Source organism: Chromatium okenii (genome assembly GCF_002958735.1).
GTDB classification, from domain to species: domain Bacteria; phylum Pseudomonadota; class Gammaproteobacteria; order Chromatiales; family Chromatiaceae; genus Chromatium; species Chromatium okenii_A.
In genome coordinates this window covers 179,782-199,602 of the sequence record NZ_PPGH01000038.1, presented here as the reverse complement: position 1 = coordinate 199,602, position 19,821 = coordinate 179,782, and the positions used below count along the sequence as shown (strand labels likewise).

General features: G+C 52.4%; 15 protein-coding genes, 1 tRNA gene and 3 pseudogenes. 8 read left to right on the top strand and 11 right to left on the bottom strand.

The features are described 5' to 3' along the window. Positions 1 to 532 (top strand): annotated as a pseudogene (plsY, locus tag CXB77_RS18065) (glycerol-3-phosphate 1-O-acyltransferase PlsY); the annotation flags it as partial. 11 nt (positions 533 to 543) lie between these two features. Here the strand turns inward: plsY and CXB77_RS18060 are convergent. The 5 genes and pseudogenes from CXB77_RS18060 to CXB77_RS18040 form a co-directional block, all read right to left on the bottom strand. Further along, positions 544 to 1,629: a TRAP transporter substrate-binding protein gene (locus CXB77_RS18060; RefSeq protein WP_105072683.1), complete on the bottom strand. Its 1,086-nt coding sequence runs from the start codon at positions 1,627 to 1,629 to the stop codon at positions 544 to 546. A 70-nt stretch (positions 1,630 to 1,699) separates the two neighbouring features. After that, positions 1,700 to 3,950 (bottom strand): annotated as a pseudogene (locus CXB77_RS23390) (Orn/Lys/Arg decarboxylase N-terminal domain-containing protein). 139 nt (positions 3,951 to 4,089) lie between these two features. Then, positions 4,090 to 5,430 (bottom strand): saccharopine dehydrogenase family protein, encoded by a 1,341-nt coding sequence (locus CXB77_RS18050; RefSeq protein WP_105074984.1) that lies wholly within the window; start codon positions 5,428 to 5,430, stop codon positions 4,090 to 4,092. Between the two features lie 16 nt (positions 5,431 to 5,446). Continuing rightward, entirely contained in the window at positions 5,447 to 6,553 is a 1,107-nt protein-coding gene (nspC, locus tag CXB77_RS18045) for a carboxynorspermidine decarboxylase (protein ID WP_105074959.1), read from the bottom strand. Positions 6,554 to 6,728: 175 nt separating this feature from the next. Further along, positions 6,729 to 7,214: a hypothetical protein gene (locus CXB77_RS18040; protein WP_347338194.1), complete on the bottom strand. Its 486-nt coding sequence runs from the start codon at positions 7,212 to 7,214 to the stop codon at positions 6,729 to 6,731. A 228-nt stretch (positions 7,215 to 7,442) separates the two neighbouring features. Here CXB77_RS18040 and CXB77_RS18035 point away from each other — a divergent pair, with 228 nt between their 5' ends. Then, positions 7,443 to 8,372, top strand: a complete 930-nt coding sequence (locus CXB77_RS18035) for an adenylate/guanylate cyclase domain-containing protein (protein WP_347338197.1) — start codon at positions 7,443 to 7,445, stop codon at positions 8,370 to 8,372. A 10-nt stretch (positions 8,373 to 8,382) separates the two neighbouring features. Here the strand turns inward: CXB77_RS18035 and infA are convergent. Then, positions 8,383 to 8,600, bottom strand: a pseudogene (infA, locus tag CXB77_RS18030) (translation initiation factor IF-1). 187 nt (positions 8,601 to 8,787) lie between these two features. On the opposite strand from infA, the gene CXB77_RS18025 reads away from it, so the two are divergent. After that, positions 8,788 to 8,872, top strand: a tRNA-Leu gene (locus tag CXB77_RS18025). A 142-nt stretch (positions 8,873 to 9,014) separates the two neighbouring features. On the opposite strand, the gene CXB77_RS18020 is transcribed toward CXB77_RS18025, so the two are convergent. From CXB77_RS18020 to CXB77_RS24170, 4 genes are all read right to left on the bottom strand, one after another. Then, positions 9,015 to 9,317 carry a hypothetical protein gene (locus tag CXB77_RS18020; RefSeq protein ID WP_105074957.1) on the bottom strand — a complete coding sequence of 101 codons (303 nt, stop codon included), beginning with the start codon at positions 9,315 to 9,317 and terminating at the stop codon, positions 9,015 to 9,017. A 170-nt stretch (positions 9,318 to 9,487) separates the two neighbouring features. Continuing rightward, positions 9,488 to 10,489 (bottom strand): hypothetical protein, encoded by a 1,002-nt coding sequence (locus CXB77_RS18015; protein ID WP_105074956.1) that lies wholly within the window; start codon positions 10,487 to 10,489, stop codon positions 9,488 to 9,490. A gap of 27 nt (positions 10,490 to 10,516) precedes the next feature. Further along, positions 10,517 to 11,587 (bottom strand): aminodeoxychorismate synthase component I, encoded by a 1,071-nt coding sequence (pabB, locus tag CXB77_RS18010; RefSeq protein ID WP_347338196.1) that lies wholly within the window; start codon positions 11,585 to 11,587, stop codon positions 10,517 to 10,519. Beyond that, positions 11,563 to 11,964 carry a hypothetical protein gene (locus CXB77_RS24170; protein ID WP_347338193.1) on the bottom strand — a complete coding sequence of 134 codons (402 nt, stop codon included), beginning with the start codon at positions 11,962 to 11,964 and terminating at the stop codon, positions 11,563 to 11,565. Before CXB77_RS24170 ends, pabB begins: the two co-directional genes overlap by 25 nt. A 105-nt stretch (positions 11,965 to 12,069) precedes the next feature. Here CXB77_RS24170 and CXB77_RS22640 point away from each other — a divergent pair, with 105 nt between their 5' ends. From CXB77_RS22640 to CXB77_RS18005, 3 genes are read left to right on the top strand one after another with little or no spacing between them, the layout of a single operon-like run. Continuing rightward, on the top strand, positions 12,070 to 12,306 hold the full coding sequence (locus CXB77_RS22640; protein WP_242445857.1) for a hypothetical protein: 237 nt from the start codon (positions 12,070 to 12,072) through the stop codon (positions 12,304 to 12,306). Then, positions 12,303 to 13,106, top strand: coding sequence for a CHASE domain-containing protein (locus CXB77_RS22635; RefSeq protein ID WP_242445856.1), 804 nt, complete (start codon positions 12,303 to 12,305; stop codon positions 13,104 to 13,106). The genes CXB77_RS22640 and CXB77_RS22635 overlap by 4 nt, the downstream gene beginning before the upstream one ends. Next, positions 13,085 to 15,616 (top strand): EAL domain-containing protein, encoded by a 2,532-nt coding sequence (locus CXB77_RS18005; protein WP_242445855.1) that lies wholly within the window; start codon positions 13,085 to 13,087, stop codon positions 15,614 to 15,616. Before CXB77_RS22635 ends, CXB77_RS18005 begins: the two co-directional genes overlap by 22 nt. On the opposite strand, the gene CXB77_RS18000 is transcribed toward CXB77_RS18005, so the two are convergent. Then, positions 15,613 to 16,002 (bottom strand): septal ring lytic transglycosylase RlpA family protein, encoded by a 390-nt coding sequence (locus tag CXB77_RS18000; protein WP_105074955.1) that lies wholly within the window; start codon positions 16,000 to 16,002, stop codon positions 15,613 to 15,615. The two genes, CXB77_RS18005 and CXB77_RS18000, sit on opposite strands and share 4 nt — an antisense overlap. Positions 16,003 to 16,182: 180 nt before the next feature. On the opposite strand from CXB77_RS18000, the gene CXB77_RS17995 reads away from it, so the two are divergent. Both CXB77_RS17995 and CXB77_RS17990 read left to right on the top strand, forming a co-directional pair. Continuing rightward, positions 16,183 to 18,003, top strand: coding sequence for a VWA domain-containing protein (locus CXB77_RS17995; RefSeq protein WP_242445854.1), 1,821 nt, complete (start codon positions 16,183 to 16,185; stop codon positions 18,001 to 18,003). Next, the gene (locus CXB77_RS17990) at positions 18,000 to 19,757 is read left to right on the top strand and encodes a BatD family protein (protein ID WP_105074953.1); all 1,758 of its coding nucleotides are present in this window, start codon (positions 18,000 to 18,002) and stop codon (positions 19,755 to 19,757) included. Before CXB77_RS17995 ends, CXB77_RS17990 begins: the two co-directional genes overlap by 4 nt. Positions 19,758 to 19,821 lie beyond the last annotated feature (64 nt).

Genomic DNA, 19,821 nt, shown 5'->3' with positions numbered 1-19,821 from the left:
TCATGGGTTTACCCGATCCGCGCACTCAGGGTTCCAACAATCCCGGCGCAACCAATGTGCTGCGCATCGGCGGTAAAAAACCCGCTGCCATCACGCTCGTCGGTGACAGTCTTAAAGGCTTGATTCCGATGGTTATTGGTCATCTACTGGGCGCAGAACCGCTGGCGCTGGCGGGAATCGGGCTGGCAGCATTTCTCGGTCATTTATATCCGATCTTTTTTGGATTTCAGGGCGGCAAAGGCGTGGCCACTGCGCTGGGCGTGCAATTTGGATTGTATTGGCCGATTGGTTTGGCAGTCGCAGCGATCTGGCTGTTTGTCGCCAAGATTTTGAAGATTTCGTCGTTATCAGGACTGATTTCGATGGCGCTGGCGCCGGTGCTGGTGTGGCTGCTGTGGCCACACCGGATTCGGTGCGGATATTGGCGGGAATGCAGTTGATTATCAGCGGCTTATTGATTTGGCGACATCGCAGCAACATCCGCAATTTGCTGGCAGGCACGGAAGGGCGCTTGACGAAAACGCCCGACTAACCCGCTCGCAGTTATTTGTGCCGCTGCACTGCCTGCATGAAATTCGCCATTGAAGATTCCGCCACAGTCCACCACGCATCGGAGCGTTTTTGGAACTCGCGCATAGAATCATAAAGCGTCTTAAACGTCGGATTTTGCGCAGATTCTTCGGCGTAAATCTGCTGCGCAATCGCATAGGCTTTGAGCAACACGTCATCGGGGAAACGGCGCAACTCCGCGCCGTTTTGCAACAAACGCTGCAACGCTGGCGGATTCTTCGCGTCATACGCCGCCAACATTTGCAGATGCGCTTCCTGCGCAGCGGCGGTGAACGCTGCCTGATACGCCGGAGGCAACGCTGCCCACTGCGCCTGATTCACATAAAACACCAGATGTGTGCCCGGCTCCCACCAGCCGGGCGCGTAGTAATACTTCGCAACCTTTTGAAAACCCAACTTTTCATCGTCATACGGCACTGTCCATTCGGCAGCGTCAATCGCACCGCGCTCCAGCGCCGGATAGATTTCACCGCCCGGCAGCGACTGCGGCACTGCGCCCATCTGCGAGAAAATTTCTGCACCAAATCCGGGAATACGAATTTTTAGCCCGTCGAGATCGGCGAGTGATTTGATTTCCTTGCGAAACCAACCGCCCATTTGTGCGCCAGTGCTGCCGCCGGGGAAATGTACGATGTTGTAAGCAGCGAACATCTCGCGCAGCAGCTCCATGCCACCAGCGCCATAAACCCAGCCGGTCATTTGGCGCGTGTTGAGTCCGAACGGCCAGGTGCTTTCCAGCGCCAACGCCTTGTTTTTACCGTAATAATAATAAGATGCAGTGTGACCGCATTCGACGGTGTTCTGTTGCACTGCGTCGAGCACACCAAATGCCGGAACCAGTTCACCGCCAGCAAACACGCGGATTTCAAACTGTCCATCCGTCAGTTCAGCGACCCGTTTGGCGAGCATTTCCGCACCGCCATAAATGGTGTCGAGGCTTTTGGGAAAGCTCGACGCCAGCCGCCATTTCACCGTTGTTGTTTCTGCCTGCGCTGGCAATGCCACTCCCGCAGCAAGTGCGCCAATTCCCGCCGATTTCAAAAAATCACGTCGCTGCATATCACCACCTTTAACGATTGATTTAATGGTGAGTTGTCAGCAGAAAAGCGGTTACTGACAACTCAATTTCCTATACAGGTTTTACACAATCAACGAAATAGCCAATTTCGCCATCGACACTCTTTTTTAACCAGACCGTGAATGTCGGTTTTCAAAACCCGGGAATCGGGTATTGAATTCACGCGCAAACTGCAAATAACGCACGATGGTGCTATTGAAACGCTCGCCCGGAATTAACAACGGAATGCCGGGCGGATAAGGCGTGAGCAATACGCTGGTAATGCGGCCTTCAAGATCATCAATTCTGACGCGGTCGATTTCGCGGTGCGCAGTCTTGGCAAATGCAACTGCGGGTTTCATTGCTGGAACGAAATCAGAAAGATACATTTCGGTGGTTAAACGGGCGACATCGTTCGCTTTATAAATCCCGTGAATCTGATCACAGAGATCACGCAGCCCGATTTTTTCATAACAAGGATGCGCCTGAATAAACTCAGGCAGCACTCGCCACAGCGGTTGATTGCGGTCGTAGTCATCTTTGAATTGTTGTAATTCAGTCACCATCGTATTCCAGCGCCCTTTGGTAATACCGATGGTGAACATAATGAAAAACGAATACAGCCCAGTCTTTTCAACAACAACGCCGTGTTCGGCGAGATATTTAGTGACAATGGCTGCGGGAATTCCTGAATTGGCGATTTCACCATCTACATTTAATCCCGGAGTAATGATGGTGGCTTTAATTGGGTCAAGCATATTGAAATCGGTCGCCAGATCGCCGAAACCGTGCCAGCGATCATCGGCTTTTAATACCCAGTCATTGCGGTCGCCGATGCCTTCTTCAGCGAGATAATCCGGCCCCCAGACTTAAACCACCAATCCGCGCCAAATTCCGCGTCAACCTTGCGCATGGCGCGGCGAAAATCCAAGGCTTCCATAATTGATTCATGCACCAACGCAGCGCCGCCCGGCGGTTCCATCATGGCGGCGGCGACATCGCAGGACGCGATAATGGCGTACTGCGGACTGGTCGAAGAGTGCATCAAATAGGCTTCGTTAAGATATGCCAATCCAAAGTGCGCGTCTCGGATTCCTGAACCAGAATCTGCGAGGCTTGCGATAAACCCGCCAGCAATTTGTGCGTGGATTGCGTAGCGAACACCATCGAATCACGGCAGCGCGAGCGATCTTTGTCGATGGCGTGCATTCCGAGATAGAAATCGTGAAATGTGGCGTGGGGCAACCAGGCTTCATCAAATAGCAGCGTATCAATCTGACCATCTAACAATGATTTGATGGTGTCCACGTTGTAGAGCAACGCCGTCATAAGTGCTTTGCGTGATCGTCAAAATGCGCGGTTTAGATGGAATTCCTTTGGTAAACGGATTGGCTTCGATCTTTCGTTGAATGTTTTCTGGACGGAATTCATCCAGCGGAATCGGTCCAATAATTCCGTAATGATTGCGCGTCGGCATCAGAAAAACGGGAATCGCGCCAGTCATAATGATGGCGTGAAGAATCGACTTGTGGCAGTTGCGATCTACAACACGATGTCATCCGGGGCGACGGTCGAATGCCAGACGATTTTGTTTGAGGTGGACGTGCCGTTGGTGACAAAAACAGATGATCGCAGTTGAAAATACGCGCTGCGTTACGTTCCGAAGCTGCAACTGGTCCCGAATGATCAAGCAGTTGTCCCAGTTCATCAACGGCGTTGCAGACATCCGCTCGCAGCATGTTTTCGCCAAAGAACTGGTGAAACATTTGCCCGACCGGACTTTTGAGAAAGGCGACGCCGCCGGAATGTCCCGGACAGTGCCAAGAATAGGAACTGTCTGCTGCGTAGTGGTCAGCGCCCGGAAAAAAGGTGGCGCCAAACTGTCGAGATAAACCCGCGCTTCACGCACGACGTAGCGAGCAATGAACTCCGGCGTGTCCTCGAACATGTGAATAAAACCATGGAGTTCCTTCAGCACGTCATTGGGAATGTGGCGCGAGGTGCGGGTTTCGCCGTAAAGAAAAATCGGAATGTCTTCGTTGCGGACGCGAACTTCTTTGACGAATTCACGCAGTCTTGAGATCACCTCTTGAACTTCTTCCGGCAAACCCGTGCCGAATTCCTCATCGTCAATCGAGAGAATGAAGCATGAGGCGCGACTTTGCTGCTGGGCGAAGGAGGCGAGATCGCCGTAACTGGTGACGCCGAGCACCTCCAGCCCTTCGTTTTCGAGCGCCTTGGCGAGGGCGCGAATGCCAAAACCGCTCGCGTTCTCAGAGCGGAAATCTTCATCAATGATGATGACTGGAAAGCGGAAACGCATCGCGTACTCCTCGATAACAAATCGCTGGGCGCTTGACTGGGACGTGATTGGGTTAAGCGCGGAAGTTGAAAAAATGGCTGGCGCAGCGGGCGCTGGAATGCGGCTCTGCCTGCGGGTAAACGCAGGCAGCAATCAAACATCAACGCGGTTTTGGCGCAACAGCAATCATCGGATTCGCCGCCGAAACTGTGACGGTCGCCGTCGATTCGGACAATTCCTGCGCTAAATCGCGCACCGTGCCATCGAAAGTTGCAGCACTGCAGGGTTCGATTTCTTTGATTTCGGTCGGCAGCCCAATGCGGTCGAGAATCGCAATAAACGGTTCTGGATCAAGCTCTTCAACATTCACCATCGTCTTGGCATCCCAAGTGCCATCAGCGACCAACATCGCCGCAGCGACTGGCGGCACACCGGCGGTATAGCTGATGCCCTGCGATTCCACTTCTTCATAACAGGCGTGGTGGTCGGACACTTGATAAATGAAGACCTCACGGCGCTGCCCGTCTTTCCAACCTTTGACGACATTGCCGATGCAGGTGTTGCCGATGTAGCCGGGCGCCAGCGTCATCGGATCAGGCAGCAGCGCCTTCACCACTTTGAGCGGCACTACTTCCTGTCCGGTGGTCAATGTGACCGGCAGATGTGACAGGAAACCGAGGGTGCGCAACACTGTGAAAACATTGATGTAATGGTCGCCAAAACCCATCCAAAAACGAATGCTGTCAGCGTCGATATTCTTCGATAACGAATGCAATTCATCGTGTCCGTTCAGATACACCGGGCATGAACCAACGACTGGGAAGTCATACATCCGCTTGACCGAATGCGTGGGATATTCTTTCCACTCGCGGTCGATCCACGTCCACACTTTGACGAATTCGCGGAAATTGATTTCGGGATCAAAGTTCGTCGCAAAATACTTGCCGTGGCTGCCCGCATTTACATCAAGAATATCAATGGTTTCGATCTTGTCGAAATAACGCTTGGCAGCGAGTGCGCAGTACGCATTGACTACGCCGGGATCAAATCCCGCACCCAAAATCGCGGTCACGCCTTTCTCGGCGCAGCGATCTTTGCGCTTCCATTCGTAATTCGCGTACCAAGGCGGCGTTTCACACACTTTGTCGGGGTCTTCGTGAATCGCCGTGTCGATGTAAGCCACGCCGGTTTCGATACAGGCTTCCAAAATCGACATATTGAGGAACGCCGAACCCAGATTGATGACGATTTCCGAGTGGGTTTCCTGAATCAGCGCGACGGTTGCCGGAATATCCAGTGCATCTAATTGACGCGCATACAATTTCTGCGACGTATCTTTGAGATGACCTTTGCGTGTGATGCTCTCGATAATCTGCTCGCATTTCGACAGCGTGCGCGACGCAATGCAGATGTCGCCCAGCACGTCGTTATTCATCGCGGCTTTGTGTGCGGCAACATGCGCCACACCGCCAGCGCCAATGATGAGTACATTTTTTTTCATAATTGCTTGATCTCGTTCAAGAAAGACTGCGTTTGAAATCATCGTATCCAAAGGCGCGAACCAATTCGATTGTGCCATTCAAACGGCGGACGACAATCGACGGCATGGCAACACCATTAAACCAATTGCTTTTCACCATCGTGTAACCGCCAGCATCAGCAATGCGCACTTGGCTGCCGATGCGCAGCGGTTCCGCCAGTCGGAAGTCGCCAAAAACATCGCCCGCCAAACAGGTGCGCCCGGCGATCATCACGCGATGTTCGCCAGCTTCTGGAAAGGCAATCGCGGGATTGGTTCGATACACCAGATGATCCAGCATGTGCGCTTCAAGCGAGGCATCGACAATCGCAATATCAACCTCGTTGTGCACCATGTCGATCACGGTCGTCACTAACTCAGTGGTTTGGGTGACAACTGCTTCGCCGGGTTCCAGATAAATCTGAATGTCGAACTCCTGCCCGAACTCCCGTAATGCCAAGCAGAAGCGATCAAGAGGATAACCATCTTTTGTGAACGAAAGGCCACCGCCAAAACTAATCCACTCCATTTTACGCAGCAGCTCGCCGTCATCGCGTCCAATGCTGGCGAGTGCGCGGATAAAGCTGTCAATATCGTCATTCTCGCAATTGAAGTGATACATCAAACCGTTAAGCACGGTGGACGCTTCGGCGAGCGCAGCTTTATCGGCAACACCCAGCCGGGAATAGCGGCGAGTTGGATCGGCAAGATCGAAATGCGAATAGCTGATGCCGGGATTGACGCGCAGACCGAGGTTGCAGCCTTGCACGTCGGGATAATGCTGCTGCAACTGGGAGACGGAATTGAAGATGATTTTGTCGGCAAATACCCGCACCGCTTTGACATCATTGCGAGAAAAACCAACGCTGTAGGCGTGAACTTCCTTGCCAAATTCCTCGTATCCCAGTCGCGCCTCGAACAATGAGCTGCTGGTGGTTCCATCCAAATATCGGCGCATGAGATCGAACACGCACCAAGTTGAAAAGCATTTGAGCGCGAGCACCGATTTCGCACCCGAACGTTCTCGCACACTTTGGATGATTTCGAGGTTCTTTTGCAGCCGGGTTTCGTCGATCAGATAGTAGGGCGTTGGCAGGTCTTTCATGAGTTGTTGAATACTCATTCAATAGCAAGTTTGGTAAGCATAAAGCCTACCATCGTTCTATCCTAAGATTGCTGCGTTGCGGAATGGAACACCTAAAAACATCGCTGCGTCGTTGGTGCGTGAACCGCGCTGCCGTAACTTCACGATGTGCCAGCACGACGCAGGCGCGAGCAGGTTAAGGATTGTTTGGCGTGTGAATGCCGTGATCAGCCAGCCAGCGCACATCCAATTCCCAATCTACTTTGGTCACGCCGGGTTGTGCCAGCATTAAACCCATTGCCCGTTTTTGATGATCAATCAATTCCTGTTGTGCTGCAATCATTGCTGGATCATCCTGAGCTTTATCAGCCAATTGTGGATGAATAATTTCTAAAAAGCTCATTGCGGGAAATGCTGGCGAACGCGGCGTAGATAATACGGCAACGCCATTTTCTAATGAGCGTAATTTGAATTGATATGGATAATTGGCAAGCTGTTTATCGGATTCCAACATGGCGTTGATTTCCCACACCTGCGGCTGCCAACTGCTCTTGACCCATAATGCAAGCGCGAAGATCACGATGATGCCCAGTGCGATACTATAATTTCGGGTGAATTGATCCATGTGTGTGGTCTCGATGAGGTGATTGCAGATGCCACGCAGCGGTGGCAGTGATGTCATAACGGTTAGCATCGTCTGAATGACGTGCTAAAACCTATGAAAATTGTCAATTTATAGTGATGGAGTCAGTGAACCGCTATGCAGCATCGTGATCGCAACATACTTTTAACGCGTGTGAGTGAGGTCATTACCGAGATTTTTGGAACGCCCACATCTCTTTCTCTCGATATGATCCGTGAGCGCCTCACACCATCTTTAGATGCTTTCTTATTGGAATCACAGCCCGTGATGCGAACTGAGGTCACCATTTTGATTGTGGATTTGCGCGGCTTTACTGCGCTGATGGAGTCATTGCCGATGTCGGTGATGAGTGGATTGCTCAACCGTTTTTACGGATTGATGGCGCAGTTAGTGGCGCGTCATCAGGGTGTCGTTGACAAATTTATGGGCGATTCGGTGATGGCGCTGTTTGGTCTTCCTGAAACGCGCTCTGACGATTTGCTGCGGGCGCTGACCTGCGCAGTAGAAATGCAGCAAGCCATTGCCGAGATGAATTGGCGCAGTCAAGAACGCGGCGAACCGAGCATTTATGCGGGAATTGGCATCAGCACCGGCGAAGTGATGGCGGGGAGTTTTGGGTCGCAGGTGTATAGCGAATACACCGTGATTGGCGATCCGGTCAATCTCGCTGCGCGGATTGAAGGATATAGCTTGCGCGGTCAAGTGCTGATCAGCGAAAACAGTTATCACCTTGCGAAATCTCAGATTGAGGTTGGCGCAGTGAATGACGTGATGGTGAAAGGCAAAGCCCAGCCCGTCACACTGTATGAATTAAAGGCAGTAATGACGCCTCGGTTGCTGGTGGTGCCTGAAATTGAAATTCGCCGATCACCGCGCATCATTGTTGATTTTCCGATTGTTTTTCGGAAGGTTGAGGCGAAAAAAATCCTCAGCGAGCGGTTTGTCGGCAAGGTCAACGATCTCAGTTATGACGGCATGAGCGCCGATTTACCGCTGATCTTGCCGCCGTATTCGGAGATTTTGATGTCGTTGATGCCGGACATGGGCGCAGATTATCCGGTGGAGGTTTATGCACGGGTGCTGCGCACACGCGGCGGTCAAGACAGTTATCGCACTAACTTGCAATTCACGACGCTTGACACGCCAGCACACCGCAAGGTCAAGCAATATGTGGATCAGGTGCTCTGGGGACGATGATAGGCGGGCATCAGCGGGCGCGATACACAATGCGACCTTTGGTGAGATCGTAAGGTGTTAATTCAACAGTCACTTTATCGCCGGTGAGAATGCGAATGTAATGCTTACGCATCTTGCCGGAAATATGCGCGGTCACGGTGTGACCATTTTCGAGTTCAACTCGAAATACGGTATTAGGCAGGTCTCTGTGACCGTGCCTTCCATTTGAATAACATCATCTTTTGACATAGAAATCTGTTCTGAAAGTGGGCAAAAAAGGCGGTTCTTAAAGCGGCGAAAGCATAGCACATCGCAACGGATACAATGCCAATCACCGTGATTCACGCAGTATCACGACTGCGATGAGCTTAATTTGAGCGTTTCACTTGCGCATAAATCGCCCTAGCTGTTATCTTTCTCCGCCGCAACACTGACTGCCCGGATGGCGAAATTGGTAGACGCAAGGGACTTAAAATCCCTCGACTTCGGTCATGCCGGTTCGACCCCGGCTCCGGGCACCACACAAAAACAAAAAAGGGTTCGCTTCATAGCGAACCCTTTTTTGTTGCCTTTTATAAATAAAACTAAATGAGTATTAATTGAACAGCTTATTCACTTTTCGTTAATTTTTTATTGCTAACTTACAGCGCGATAACACCAAGTCTACTCTGGTTCAAACAATTGCTGCTTTAATTCAGTAATCTGTTTTCGCAGCGTTTTCAATTGTCCAATTTGCGCTTGCAAATCATTAACTTCTTCTTTCAAACGCAATACCGACTGCGCTTTTTCGCGCATGTGGCGCAGCCGCATCAGCGCATCCTGAAGTTCGAGTCCTTGCTCACGTCGTCGCAGTTGTTCCGATAACATCATCGCGCTGGCATCCAAATCAGAACGGGTATCAGCGCGATAAAGCCGATCTAAAAGTTGATCCACATTACTGTTAAATGGCTGTGATTGGTAAGACATAGGATGTGGCGTACCGAAAAATCATGGATGACATTAAGTATATCCAGATGTTTTCAGAAAAAACTGTGCGCCATTTCCAATAATGAGCAATCACTGCGCAGCAGGTGTGACATCCAATAGATTCACGGTAGCATCCGGCGGAAGTTTGCGAATCCACACATCTAATTGCGCTAATTCTGGTGGAAAATTCGCAATTTCAGCTTTGCAGACGCATAATTGCTATGCAAGCTATGAATGAGCACAAACCACGGGCGACCATGATAAGTTTCTGTTTGAAAATAAACTTTTTCTGGAAGTCGGATGCGTTGCGTATACGCCAGTAATTCTTCAAATGAGAAAAAACCAATGATTTGCAGCGAATACAATTGATCATTGACTGGTATTTGTTTGGTCGATGCAGGATTGATACTGGGATTTGTTGAATGAGAAGACGTATGAGCGGCAGTGCTTGCTACCGCAGTTGAAGAAGAATGCGCAACCGGTGGATTGACGGGTTGTGCAGAGTCCACTCGCAATTGACCCACAGTTCCAACTTGCAGTTCTGAAACGACTTCTGGAGCGGCTGGCGGTATGGCAACTGCTTTTGATTCCAATGCCGATTCAAGATGCGCTGGCGTTGCAACATTGACGGATGAAGATGAACTGAGTGTTGCAACTGCTTCAGATAATTGTTGCAAACGTTCCTGTATCACTTGATTTTGAATCACATTATCCGGTGGTTGATGCTGTAGCGTATTGCTCATATCACGCAATTCAGCGATGTCATCATTAAAATGCTGTTGTGCGCGTGTCAATTGAATATAAAATGTTGCCAGTGCTGCGCTGATCACCAGCGCCAGCACTGCGAATACGCTAATCAAAATGATGCGACTGCGCTTGAAATGTGCTTCATTTGTTTCCTGTTTTTTAGTGAGCTGATTTAGCGAGCGTCGTTGTTCATCATCAATATCCGCAATTCGGGTTGCAAGGTTCAATTCTGCTGTTTGTAACGCGATTCGATGTTGTTCCACCACCACGGTTAACCGCGCCAGCCGTGCTGATAATTCATTCAATTGGTTCAAAATGTTGGATTCTGGTGTATTGACTGGTGCATTCGGTTCGATTGTATTGTCATCAAAAAACGCTGACATCGCTGCTTCCACCTCAATTGATTCGTAAAAATGAAACGGCATTTTGATTGAGTTGCCGTTGGCGCAGCTTTAAGCTCGCATCTGCTCCAACATTTCCAACAATGCCGCTGCTTTATCGGCAGTTTCCTGATATTCGGCTGCCGGATCAGAATCTGCCACAATTCCGCCGCCAGCCCAAAATCGCGTAACGCCATCGGCATGAATGAGTGTGCGAATAGCGATATTCATATCCATTGCGCCATCGCATCCGAGATAACCAATTGCACCGCAATACACTCCTCGCCGCTGCGGTTCCAATTCTTCAATAATTTCCATTGCCCGCTGCTTCGGCGCTCCCGTCACTGATCCGCCCGGAAAACATGCTCGCAATAAATCTATTGCGGTGTATTCCATTGCTAGCTGTCCAATAATCGTGCTGACCAAATGATGTACTCGTGTATAAGATTCGATTGCAAATAGCCGAGGAACAGCAATTGTTCCCGGCGTACACACCTGCCCCAAATCGTTCCGCAATAAATCGACGATCATCAGATTTTCGGCGCGATCTTTCGGACTGCGTTGCAGCATTTCAGCAAGTTGTTGATCGGTCAACGCATCACTGCTGCGCGGACAAGTGCCTTTAATTGGCTGCGTTTCAACCATTCCGTCGCGTACCTGTAAAAAACGCTCCGGCGAAGAACACAGCACTTGACATTCTGGCGGCGCGAAATACGCACTGAATGGCGCAGGATTGAGCACACGCAAACGTTGATACGCATTCCACGGATCGCCATCGGCAACCACCGCAAACCGTCGCGCTAAATTGACCTGATAGCAATCGCCAGCAATGAGATAGCGTTGAATGCGGGCGATTGCGGTCAGATATTCTGCCCGCGTCATATTGACCCGCACTGGTTCGCGTACTCGATAACGCATTGAATGCTGAGGATTTACCGCAGTTACTGCGCCAGCAAACCGCTCTGCGTAGTGCCGCAAGCGAGCGGGATTTGCGCCGACCAGCTGCGCAGATTGTGTTTGATGATCGACCACCAGCGCCCAATCGTAAACACCAACCGCCAGATCAGGAATGTTTTCAATGTCCTGCGCCCAGCTTGGCAAATGTCGCCAGCGCCGCGCTAAATCGTAGCCAAAATAACCGATTGCCCCACCAATAAACGGCAGACCGTCGTATTCGTGCGTTTAACGCCCAATGTTTCGCCGAGCAGCGCCAGCGGATCGGCAGTTGAAATCTGCTCGCCACGCGCCGAGCAAATGCGCGTGTTGCGACCGTAGGTGACGAGCGTCGTCAGTGGATCGGCGCTTAAAATGTCATAACGACCTTGCTTAATCTGCGGCTGTCCGCTGTCGAGAAATACCGGCCACGCGCATTGCAACAAGGCAGCAAATCGCAATGCACTGTCCGGTTGATAGTCAAGTTGTTGTACAAATGGAAAAGTCATTGCAATTAAGAGTGATGCAGTTAAAAACACAAACGATTGATTTAGTTTAGGAGTGACGCAGTTAAAAAAAGTGGTCATTAACAACTTTTTTCAACTTCTGAACTCGTTGAATGATCGATGCAGTATCGACAATCGCCTTAAACTTGCATTAAGGCGCAACACGATGAGCGGTGGTTTCGTTTGATGAAAATCCTAAAAAACCTTGCCAAGCATTCTTGGCTCGCGTGGTCATTGCTCATTTGTAGCTTACTCGCGACCACGCTGCTGAGTATTCAAGTCAAACATGGCATTGACGCTGCGGCGCAACGCCAATTCGTGTTTGATTGCGATCAGGTTGTCCTCAAAATTCACGAACGCCTTGCCGCTTATGCGCTGATTTTGCGGGGCGCAGCGGGGTTATTTGCGGCTCAGATTCCGTGAGTCGTCACGAATGGCACGCCTATGTTGAAAAGCTAAACCCAGCGCGTAGTGTGCTGAGTGTTCAGGGTATTGGCTTTTCTCAACACATTGCTCCCGATCAACTTTCTGCCCACCTTGCCAGCATTCGCGCTGAAGGTTTTCCCGATTACCAGTTATCTCCGGCTGGTGAACGCGAGAGTTATACGGCGATTATTTACCTAGAACCCTTTCGAGATCGCAACTTACGCGCATTCGGTTATGACATGTTTTCGGAACCGGTACGGCGAGCAGCGATGGAGCAAGCGCGAGATTCTGGTAGAACCACACTGAGCGGCAAAGTTTTTTTGGTACAGGAAACCAATGCGGACGTGCAGGCAGGAGCACTGATGTATTTTCCGGTTTATCGCAATGGTGCGCCGCTAGACACGGTGGAACAGCGGCGAGCAGCACTTTTTGGTTGGACGTACAGCCCTTATCGCATGAGCGATTTGATGACGGGCATTTTGGGCGACTGGGTTTCTCAACAGGGTAAATTGATTCATTTGCATATTTACGACGGCGATCAAGCCACGCCCGCAACGCTGTTGTTTAGCAACCACGATGACTCACACATCAAGCAAACCACCGGGTTGAGAGTGGAACGGACAATTGATTTTAATGGAAAACATTGGCTGTTAACTTTTGATCGCATCGCCGCACCGCACAGCATGAGAGATGTGTGGGCAACGTTTATCGCCGGAATCATGCTCAGTGGCTTGTTATTTGGATTAACGCTGTCGTTGCTGCGCACTCGGTCAGTATGCGTATCGAACGGGATTTAACCGAAAAACTGTGGCGGCGCGAACGGGCATTGAAAGAAAGCGAATTTCGCTGGCGCTTTGCGCTGGAAGGTGCGGGTGATGGACTGATGGATTGGAATCTGCGAGACGGTACGGTGTTTTATTCGCGGCGTTGGAAAACCATGCTCGGATTTGACAAAGACGAAATTGGTGATCAACTCAGTGAATGGTCTGAACGCATTCATCCTGATGAACTTGGGCAAACTTGGGCAACGCTGCTGGCTTATTTTGACAGCGAAATCCACCAATATGTCAGTGAATACCGCATGATCTGCAAAGACGGCAGTTGGAAGTGCCTGCTCGCTCGCGGCATGGTGGTTAACCGCGATGCCAACAATCAGCCACTGCGCTTCATCGTTACGCACACCGACATCACCGAAAGTCGTCGCATTACCGAACAACTGCAACTCGCTGCCAGCGTGTTCGTCCACGCCCGCGAGGGCATCATGATTACCAACGCCGACGGCATCATCATTGATGTCAATGCTGCCTTTACGCACATCACCGGTTATCACCGTGAAGAAGTGATTGGACGCAATCCGCGCATCCTCAAATCCAACCGCCACGACGTTGAGTTTTACGCCGCGATGTGGCGCACATTGCTTGCTGAAGGGCAATGGGTTGGCGAAATCTGGAACCGCCGCAAAAGTGGCGAGATCTACGCACAGATGCAAACCATCAGCGCCGTACGTAATGCCCAAGGCGCGACGCAACATTACGTTTCGCTAATTTCTGACATCACTTCGATGAAAGAACACCAGAGCCAGCTTGAATACATCGCCCATTACGACGCGCTCACTTCTCTGCCGAATCGTGTGCTTTTAGCCTATCGACTTGACCAAGCGATGGCGCAAACCAAACGCCGCCAGCAGAGTTTGGCAGTGGCTTATCTCGATCTCGACGGCTTCAAAACTATCAATGACACCTACGGTCACGACGCTGGCGATCAATTGCTGATGACCGTCGCCACGCGCATGAAACAAAATTTGCGTGAATGCGACACTTTGGCGCGACTCGGCGGCGACGAATTCGTAGCCGTATTGGTTGATTTGGAACATTCCGCTTGCTGCCTGCCGATGCTGACGCGATTACTCCGCGCAGCTGCGCAGCCGGTACATGTGAATAATGTCGTGTTGCAAGTATCCGCCAGCGTTGGTGTGACGTTTTACCCGCAATTTGATGACGTTGATGCGGATCAACTGCTGCGCCAAGCCGATCAAGCGATGTATCAAGCCAAGCTCTCAGGCAAAAATCGCTATCAATGTTTCGATGCTCGCCAGCCCAGCGTGATGCACAACGGCCAAGACCAAATGAAGCGCATTCGTCAAGCTCTGGGGCGCGGCGAACTGGCGCTGCGTTATCAACCACAGGTCAACATGCGTACTGGTGTCATCGTCGGTGTCGCCGCCCAGCTCGGCTGGGAACATCCAGAGAACGGCTGGATGCCAGCGTCAACCTTTATGCCGTTGCTTGATAACCAATTTTTAGCCATTGAAATCAACACTTGGGTGATTGATACGCTGCTGGCACAACTGGAAATTTGGCAGCGCCAGCACTTTACAGTTCAAATCAAAATCAATTTTGGAATCAACACGCGGCAACAACAGCAATTGATTCCGTATTTGAAAACGCAGTTATCGGCACATCCGCATCTCGCGCCCGATTTGCTCCGACTGGAAATCACCGAAGCGCAGGCACTCGCCAATCTCACGCACACCGCCACACTGATCGACGCCTGTCGTGCCCTTGGTGTTGGCTGCACACTTGACGATTTCGGCGCGGGTTACGCAGCACTAACCTATTTGAAGCGGCTGGCAGTGCCACTGCTGAACATCAACTTGGTGCACATTCCCAGTGTTTTAGACGAACCGGAAGATTTAGCGATTCTCAACAGCATGATTGGACTGGCGGCTGCGTTTCACCGCGAGGTCATCATCAATGGCGTGGAATCTCAAGAACAGGGCAATTTGCTGTTGCAGCTCGGCTGTACGCTGGCACAGGGCAACAGCATCGCGCCGCCGATGAATGCCGAAGCACTGGTGCTCTGGGCGCAACATTGGCATTCACCGCTGGTCTGGCTGCATCGACAACCACTCAATCGTGATGCGCTGCCGTTGCTGTTTGCCTACGTTGGTCATCGGGCGTGGATGCGTGCTGTAGATGAATCGCTACAACAACACATTGAAATTGTGGTGATGATGGACGTGCAGGAATGCCATTTTGGACGGTGGCTAGAGAGCGAAGGCGCGACCTATTACGGGCACTTACCGAGTTTCCAGACCATCGTGACGATTCACCGCCAATTACATACGCTGGCGCTGGAGTTATTGCAGTGCTCTCAACATCGGCAGGAAGTGTCAATGCCGCAGCGAGATCAACTGCATCAATTGCAATCGCAGTTGTTAACGCACATTCAAGCACTATTAGAAAAATCCCGCCAGACAGCGGGATCGGAAGAAAAATCGCGGTCAATAACGCAGCGCGAGATTTAGGAACTGGTGCGTGCTGGCGAACTCACAACACGATATTCAATGCGGGCGACACCACGACTGAGCATTCCCAGTTCGCTCGCCGCCTCGCGTGATAAGTCGAGAACGCGCCCCTTAGCAAATGGGCCACGATCATTGACTTGCACCACGATGGAACGACCATTGCGGGTATTGGTCACTTCGAGTTTGGTGCCGAGTGGCAAGGTTTTGTGTGCCGCAGTAAAGCGATTACGGTTGTAACGCTGACCACTGGCAGTTTTGCGACCATGAAAACGATCGTGATAGTAGGAGGCCATGCCTTTCTGAGTTTGACCGGAGCCAGCCTGTGCATCGCTAATAACGGGAAAAAACAACGTTAACAGCGCAGCGGTTGCAAGTGTCTTCTTCATAGTTGGTGCCAACCTTTTTTCGAGAAACGACCTATTCCGCAGGTCAAGCGGAGCGGAATGCGGATCGATCAGTTTTAAGGAAACCCCAGTCTACGGGAAAACCCTATACGGATAAACCCTAAAATTCATGCACTGCAACAAATTTCACGTTTTTGCTGCCACCATTCTGTTCATTAACCGATGTTAAACAACATGTTACCGCCAGAATTACATTTACTGCGTCCGCTGTGGCTGCTCGCATTTATTCCGCTGGCGTTGCTGCTGATGGCGCTGTGGCGCAGACATTCCAGCGACGCGACCATTTGGCGCAAATACGTCGATCCGCATTTGCTGGCGCATCTTTTAATGGGCAGCACCGCACAAACGCAGCGCACTCCGTTGATTTTATTAAGTATCGGCTGGTCGTTGATCGTGATCGCGCTCGCCGGTCCGACGTGGCAACGGCTGCCGCAACCGGTATTTGCCGCCAGCCAGCAGCGCGTGATCCTGCTCGATTTGTCGCCGAGCATGAACGCAGCGGATGTCGCGCCCTCGCGGTTGGCACGAGCGCGGTTTGAAATTCTCGATCTGCTGCGCGGCGCGACCGAAGGACAAACGGCGCTGCTGGCATTTGGTGCCGAGCCGTTTGTGGTTGCGCCGCTCACCGGCGATGCGCAAACCATCGCCGCGCAAGTGCCGCTGTTGACCAGTGCATTGCTGCCCGTGCCCGGTGATCGGCGTACCGATTTGGCGTTGCAGCGAGCGGGCGAATTGTTAGAACAGGCGCAAGCGCAGCAGGCAACGCTGATTCTCGTCACCGATGCAGTGGGCGAAATGGCTGCATCCATCACTGCCGCGCAGCAACTCGCCGCTGCCGGACATCGGCTGGCGGTGCTCGCCATCGGCACCACCAAAGGCGCACCCGTGCCGAATGCCAACGGCGGTGGATTTGCGCCAAACTCCAGCGGCGGCATTGCGCTAGCGCAGTTGGAAACCGACAACCTCCGCACTCTCGCGGCGGCTGGCAATGGCGTTTATGTCGCTGCCGACATCGGCGATGCAGATACAAAAACGCTGCTGGCGCTGGGCGCAGCACGCATGGATACCACAGCAACCGCGTTGACTGCCGATCAATGGCGCGAAGCTGGCGCGTGGCTGTTATTGCCGGTGCTGGGATTGGCTGCGTTGGCATTTCGGCGCGGCTGGTTATTGTCAATGTTGCTGCTGGCGCTGCTGCTGCCAGCGCCACCGAGTGAAGCAAACGATGAAATAAATTGGTGGCAACGCGCCGATCAACGGGCAGCGCAGCAAATTGAAGCTGGCGCGGTGCAATATCAGGCGGGCAATTTTCAAGCGGCGTTTGATGCGCTCGCTGGTGTGAATGGTGCGGAGGCGGATTACAACCGGGGCAATGCGTTGGCGCGACTCGGGCGGTTGGAAGAAGCAGCGGCGGCGTATCAAAACACGTTGCGGCAAATGCCCGATCATGTTGATGCACAACACAATTTAGAACAGGTGCGCCAGCAGCTGGCGGAGCAAAAACAACAGCAGCAGCAATCTCAATCGTCGGAGCAGCAGTCGTCATCTTCTGACCAAAAAGACAGCGATCAATCCAACGAATCTGCTGAAAAACCGGATGCGCCAGCCGCGCAGCCACAATCCACTGATGAGCATAAAACTGGTGACAATCAACAATCTGAACCAGCGCCAGCCGCTGCGGATGCTCAATCCAATCCGCAACCTGCCGAAGCAGCGGCTGAAGAAAAATCTCCCGCGCCATCCGCTGCCGATATGAACCCTGCCGACCAAGCGGAATCTGCTGATAACCCAGAATTTTCCGATCAACCGAATGAACAAACCCCGTTGGAAAACGCGGTGCAGGCAGAATCGCTCACGCCGCAACAACGCGAGGAACAACAAGCACTTGATGCCCAGTTGCGCCGAGTGCCTGATGATCCCGCAGGGCTGCTGCGCCAGCGTTTTTTGTTACAACATCTGCGCCGTGAGGGGCGTTTGCCATGAAACGCACATTGCAATTGTTAATCATTTTCATTGCCTCACTGAACTGCGCGGTCGCAGCAACCGGCACTTTTGAGGCGCAAGTGGATCGTAACCGCTTGAGTCTCAACGAAACGTTGACGCTGCAACTCACCGCCGATAGCGATGCCAGCGGAGAACCGGACGTGACGCCGTTGGCAGCGGATTTTGATCTTCTCAATCGCGGCGAAAGCACGATGACCAGCATTATCAATGGCGCGATGTCGCACACGCGGCAGTGGACGTTAGAACTCGCGCCCAAACGCAGCGGGCAATTGACGATTCCGCCGCTGGCGCTGGGCGCAATGCACAGTGATTCGATTGCTATCACTGTCACCGAAACGGCGGATGACAGCGCAGATAAGCCAGTGTTTATGGAAGCCAGCACCGACACGCTCACGCCTTATGTGCAGCAAGTGGTTGATTATGAAGTGCGGATGTATTTTCAGGATCAACCGCCGCGAGCGTCATTGACCGAGCCGACAGTGGACGGCGCAACTGTCGAGCGCGTGGGCGAAGATCGCAGCGAAGAGACTTTTATCAACGGGCGGCGTTACGCGGTGATTGAGCGCCACTATCGGCTGATTCCGCAGCGCAGCGGTCAACTGCTGATTCAGAGTCCGCGTTTGGACACGGTCATTCCCGCACCGCGAGCAGCGCGACAACGCGATCCGTTTGCGGATTTCGATCAAGCCTTTGGCAACTTCTTGCAAAATTTGCCCAGCAGCGGACGGCGCGTGATTGAACGGGCAGCGGATGTCACGTTGACGGTGCGGGCGCAACCGACTGGCAGCGGCATCAATTGGTTGCCAGCCACTTCGTTGCAACTGAGCGATGAATGGACGCCGAGTCCGCCGTTGTTTCGCGTCGGCGAGCCGGTGACGCGCACGGTGACGATCACGGCAACGGGCGTGACTGCAGCGCAATTGCCTGATTTATCAATGGGAACGGTTGACGGAATCCAGATTTATGCCGATCAACCGCAACCCGAAAATCTGCCGGGCACAACGGCAACCGCACTGAAAAGTATGAAAATTGCGCTGGTTCCCACGCGCGCCGGGACACTGACCTTGCCGGAGATTCGGCTGCCGTGGTGGAACACGGTGAGCGATACCCCGCAAGTGGCGGTGATTCCGGCGCGAATGATCGAGGTGACGGGAGCGCCAGCGCCCGTGAATCCACCAGCTCCATCAGTTGCGGTTGCCCCGCCAGAAGTGGCTGCACCTGTGCCGAATGTCGTGGAGAAACCGGTCGTTGCCGTGACACCGGAAGCCAAATCATCGGGCGGATGGTGGCCATGGCTGGCGCTGGTGTTCGGACTGCTGTGGTTGGGAACGCTGGCGTGGTGGTGGCGCGAGCGGCGCAGTGGCAGAACGCTGAATTTGCCGCAAACTGAAACCACGTCGCGCCAAAGGTCGTTACATCAAATCAACAAACGGATTGAAGCAGCCTGTTTAGCGGCAGATGCGCGAGCAGCACAAACGGCATTATTGGAATGGGCGCTGGCGCGGTGGCCGCAGCAGCCGCCGCGAGGATTGGTGGAATTGGGACTGCGTTGGAATGATGCGGAAAGTACGGCGGTGTTGGCGGCATTAGATCGGGCGATCTACGCGCCAGCAGAAATGGCGTGGAATGGTGCGGCGGCGTGGGCAGTGTTATCGGCGCAGTTGCAGCATTCTGAGGCGAACCCAGCGCGGGCGGTTAATGATCCGCTGCCGCCACTGTATCCACCACATTAACGAGGACGTTTGTTTAAGCAGGCTTGAATGTGCTCTTGCAAAATCGCTGGTGTGAATGGTTTAG

Bases quoted from the DNA above. Each gene is read 5' to 3' on its own strand.
- CXB77_RS18060 (WP_105072683.1), bottom strand. From the start codon at position 1,629: ATGCAGCGACGTGATTTTTTGAAATCGGCGGGAATTGGCGCACTTGCT.
- CXB77_RS18050 (WP_105074984.1), bottom strand. From the start codon at position 5,430: ATGAAAAAAAATGTACTCATCATTGGCGCTGGCGGTGTGGCGCATGTT.
- nspC (WP_105074959.1), bottom strand. From the start codon at position 6,553: ATGAAAGACCTGCCAACGCCCTACTATCTGATCGACGAAACCCGGCTG.
- CXB77_RS18040 (WP_347338194.1), bottom strand. From the start codon at position 7,214: ATGACATCACTGCCACCGCTGCGTGGCATCTGCAATCACCTCATCGAG.
- CXB77_RS18035 (WP_347338197.1), top strand. From the start codon at position 7,443: ATGCGAACTGAGGTCACCATTTTGATTGTGGATTTGCGCGGCTTTACT.
- CXB77_RS18020 (WP_105074957.1), bottom strand. From the start codon at position 9,317: ATGTCTTACCAATCACAGCCATTTAACAGTAATGTGGATCAACTTTTA.
- CXB77_RS18015 (WP_105074956.1), bottom strand. From the start codon at position 10,489: ATGCCGTTTCATTTTTACGAATCAATTGAGGTGGAAGCAGCGATGTCA.
- CXB77_RS24170 (WP_347338193.1), bottom strand. From the start codon at position 11,964: ATGACCACTTTTTTTAACTGCGTCACTCCTAAACTAAATCAATCGTTT.
- CXB77_RS22640 (WP_242445857.1), top strand. From the start codon at position 12,070: ATGAAAATCCTAAAAAACCTTGCCAAGCATTCTTGGCTCGCGTGGTCA.
- CXB77_RS18005 (WP_242445855.1), top strand. From the start codon at position 13,085: ATGCGTATCGAACGGGATTTAACCGAAAAACTGTGGCGGCGCGAACGG.
- CXB77_RS18000 (WP_105074955.1), bottom strand. From the start codon at position 16,002: ATGAAGAAGACACTTGCAACCGCTGCGCTGTTAACGTTGTTTTTTCCC.
- CXB77_RS17995 (WP_242445854.1), top strand. From the start codon at position 16,183: ATGTTAAACAACATGTTACCGCCAGAATTACATTTACTGCGTCCGCTG.
- CXB77_RS17990 (WP_105074953.1), top strand. From the start codon at position 18,000: ATGAAACGCACATTGCAATTGTTAATCATTTTCATTGCCTCACTGAAC.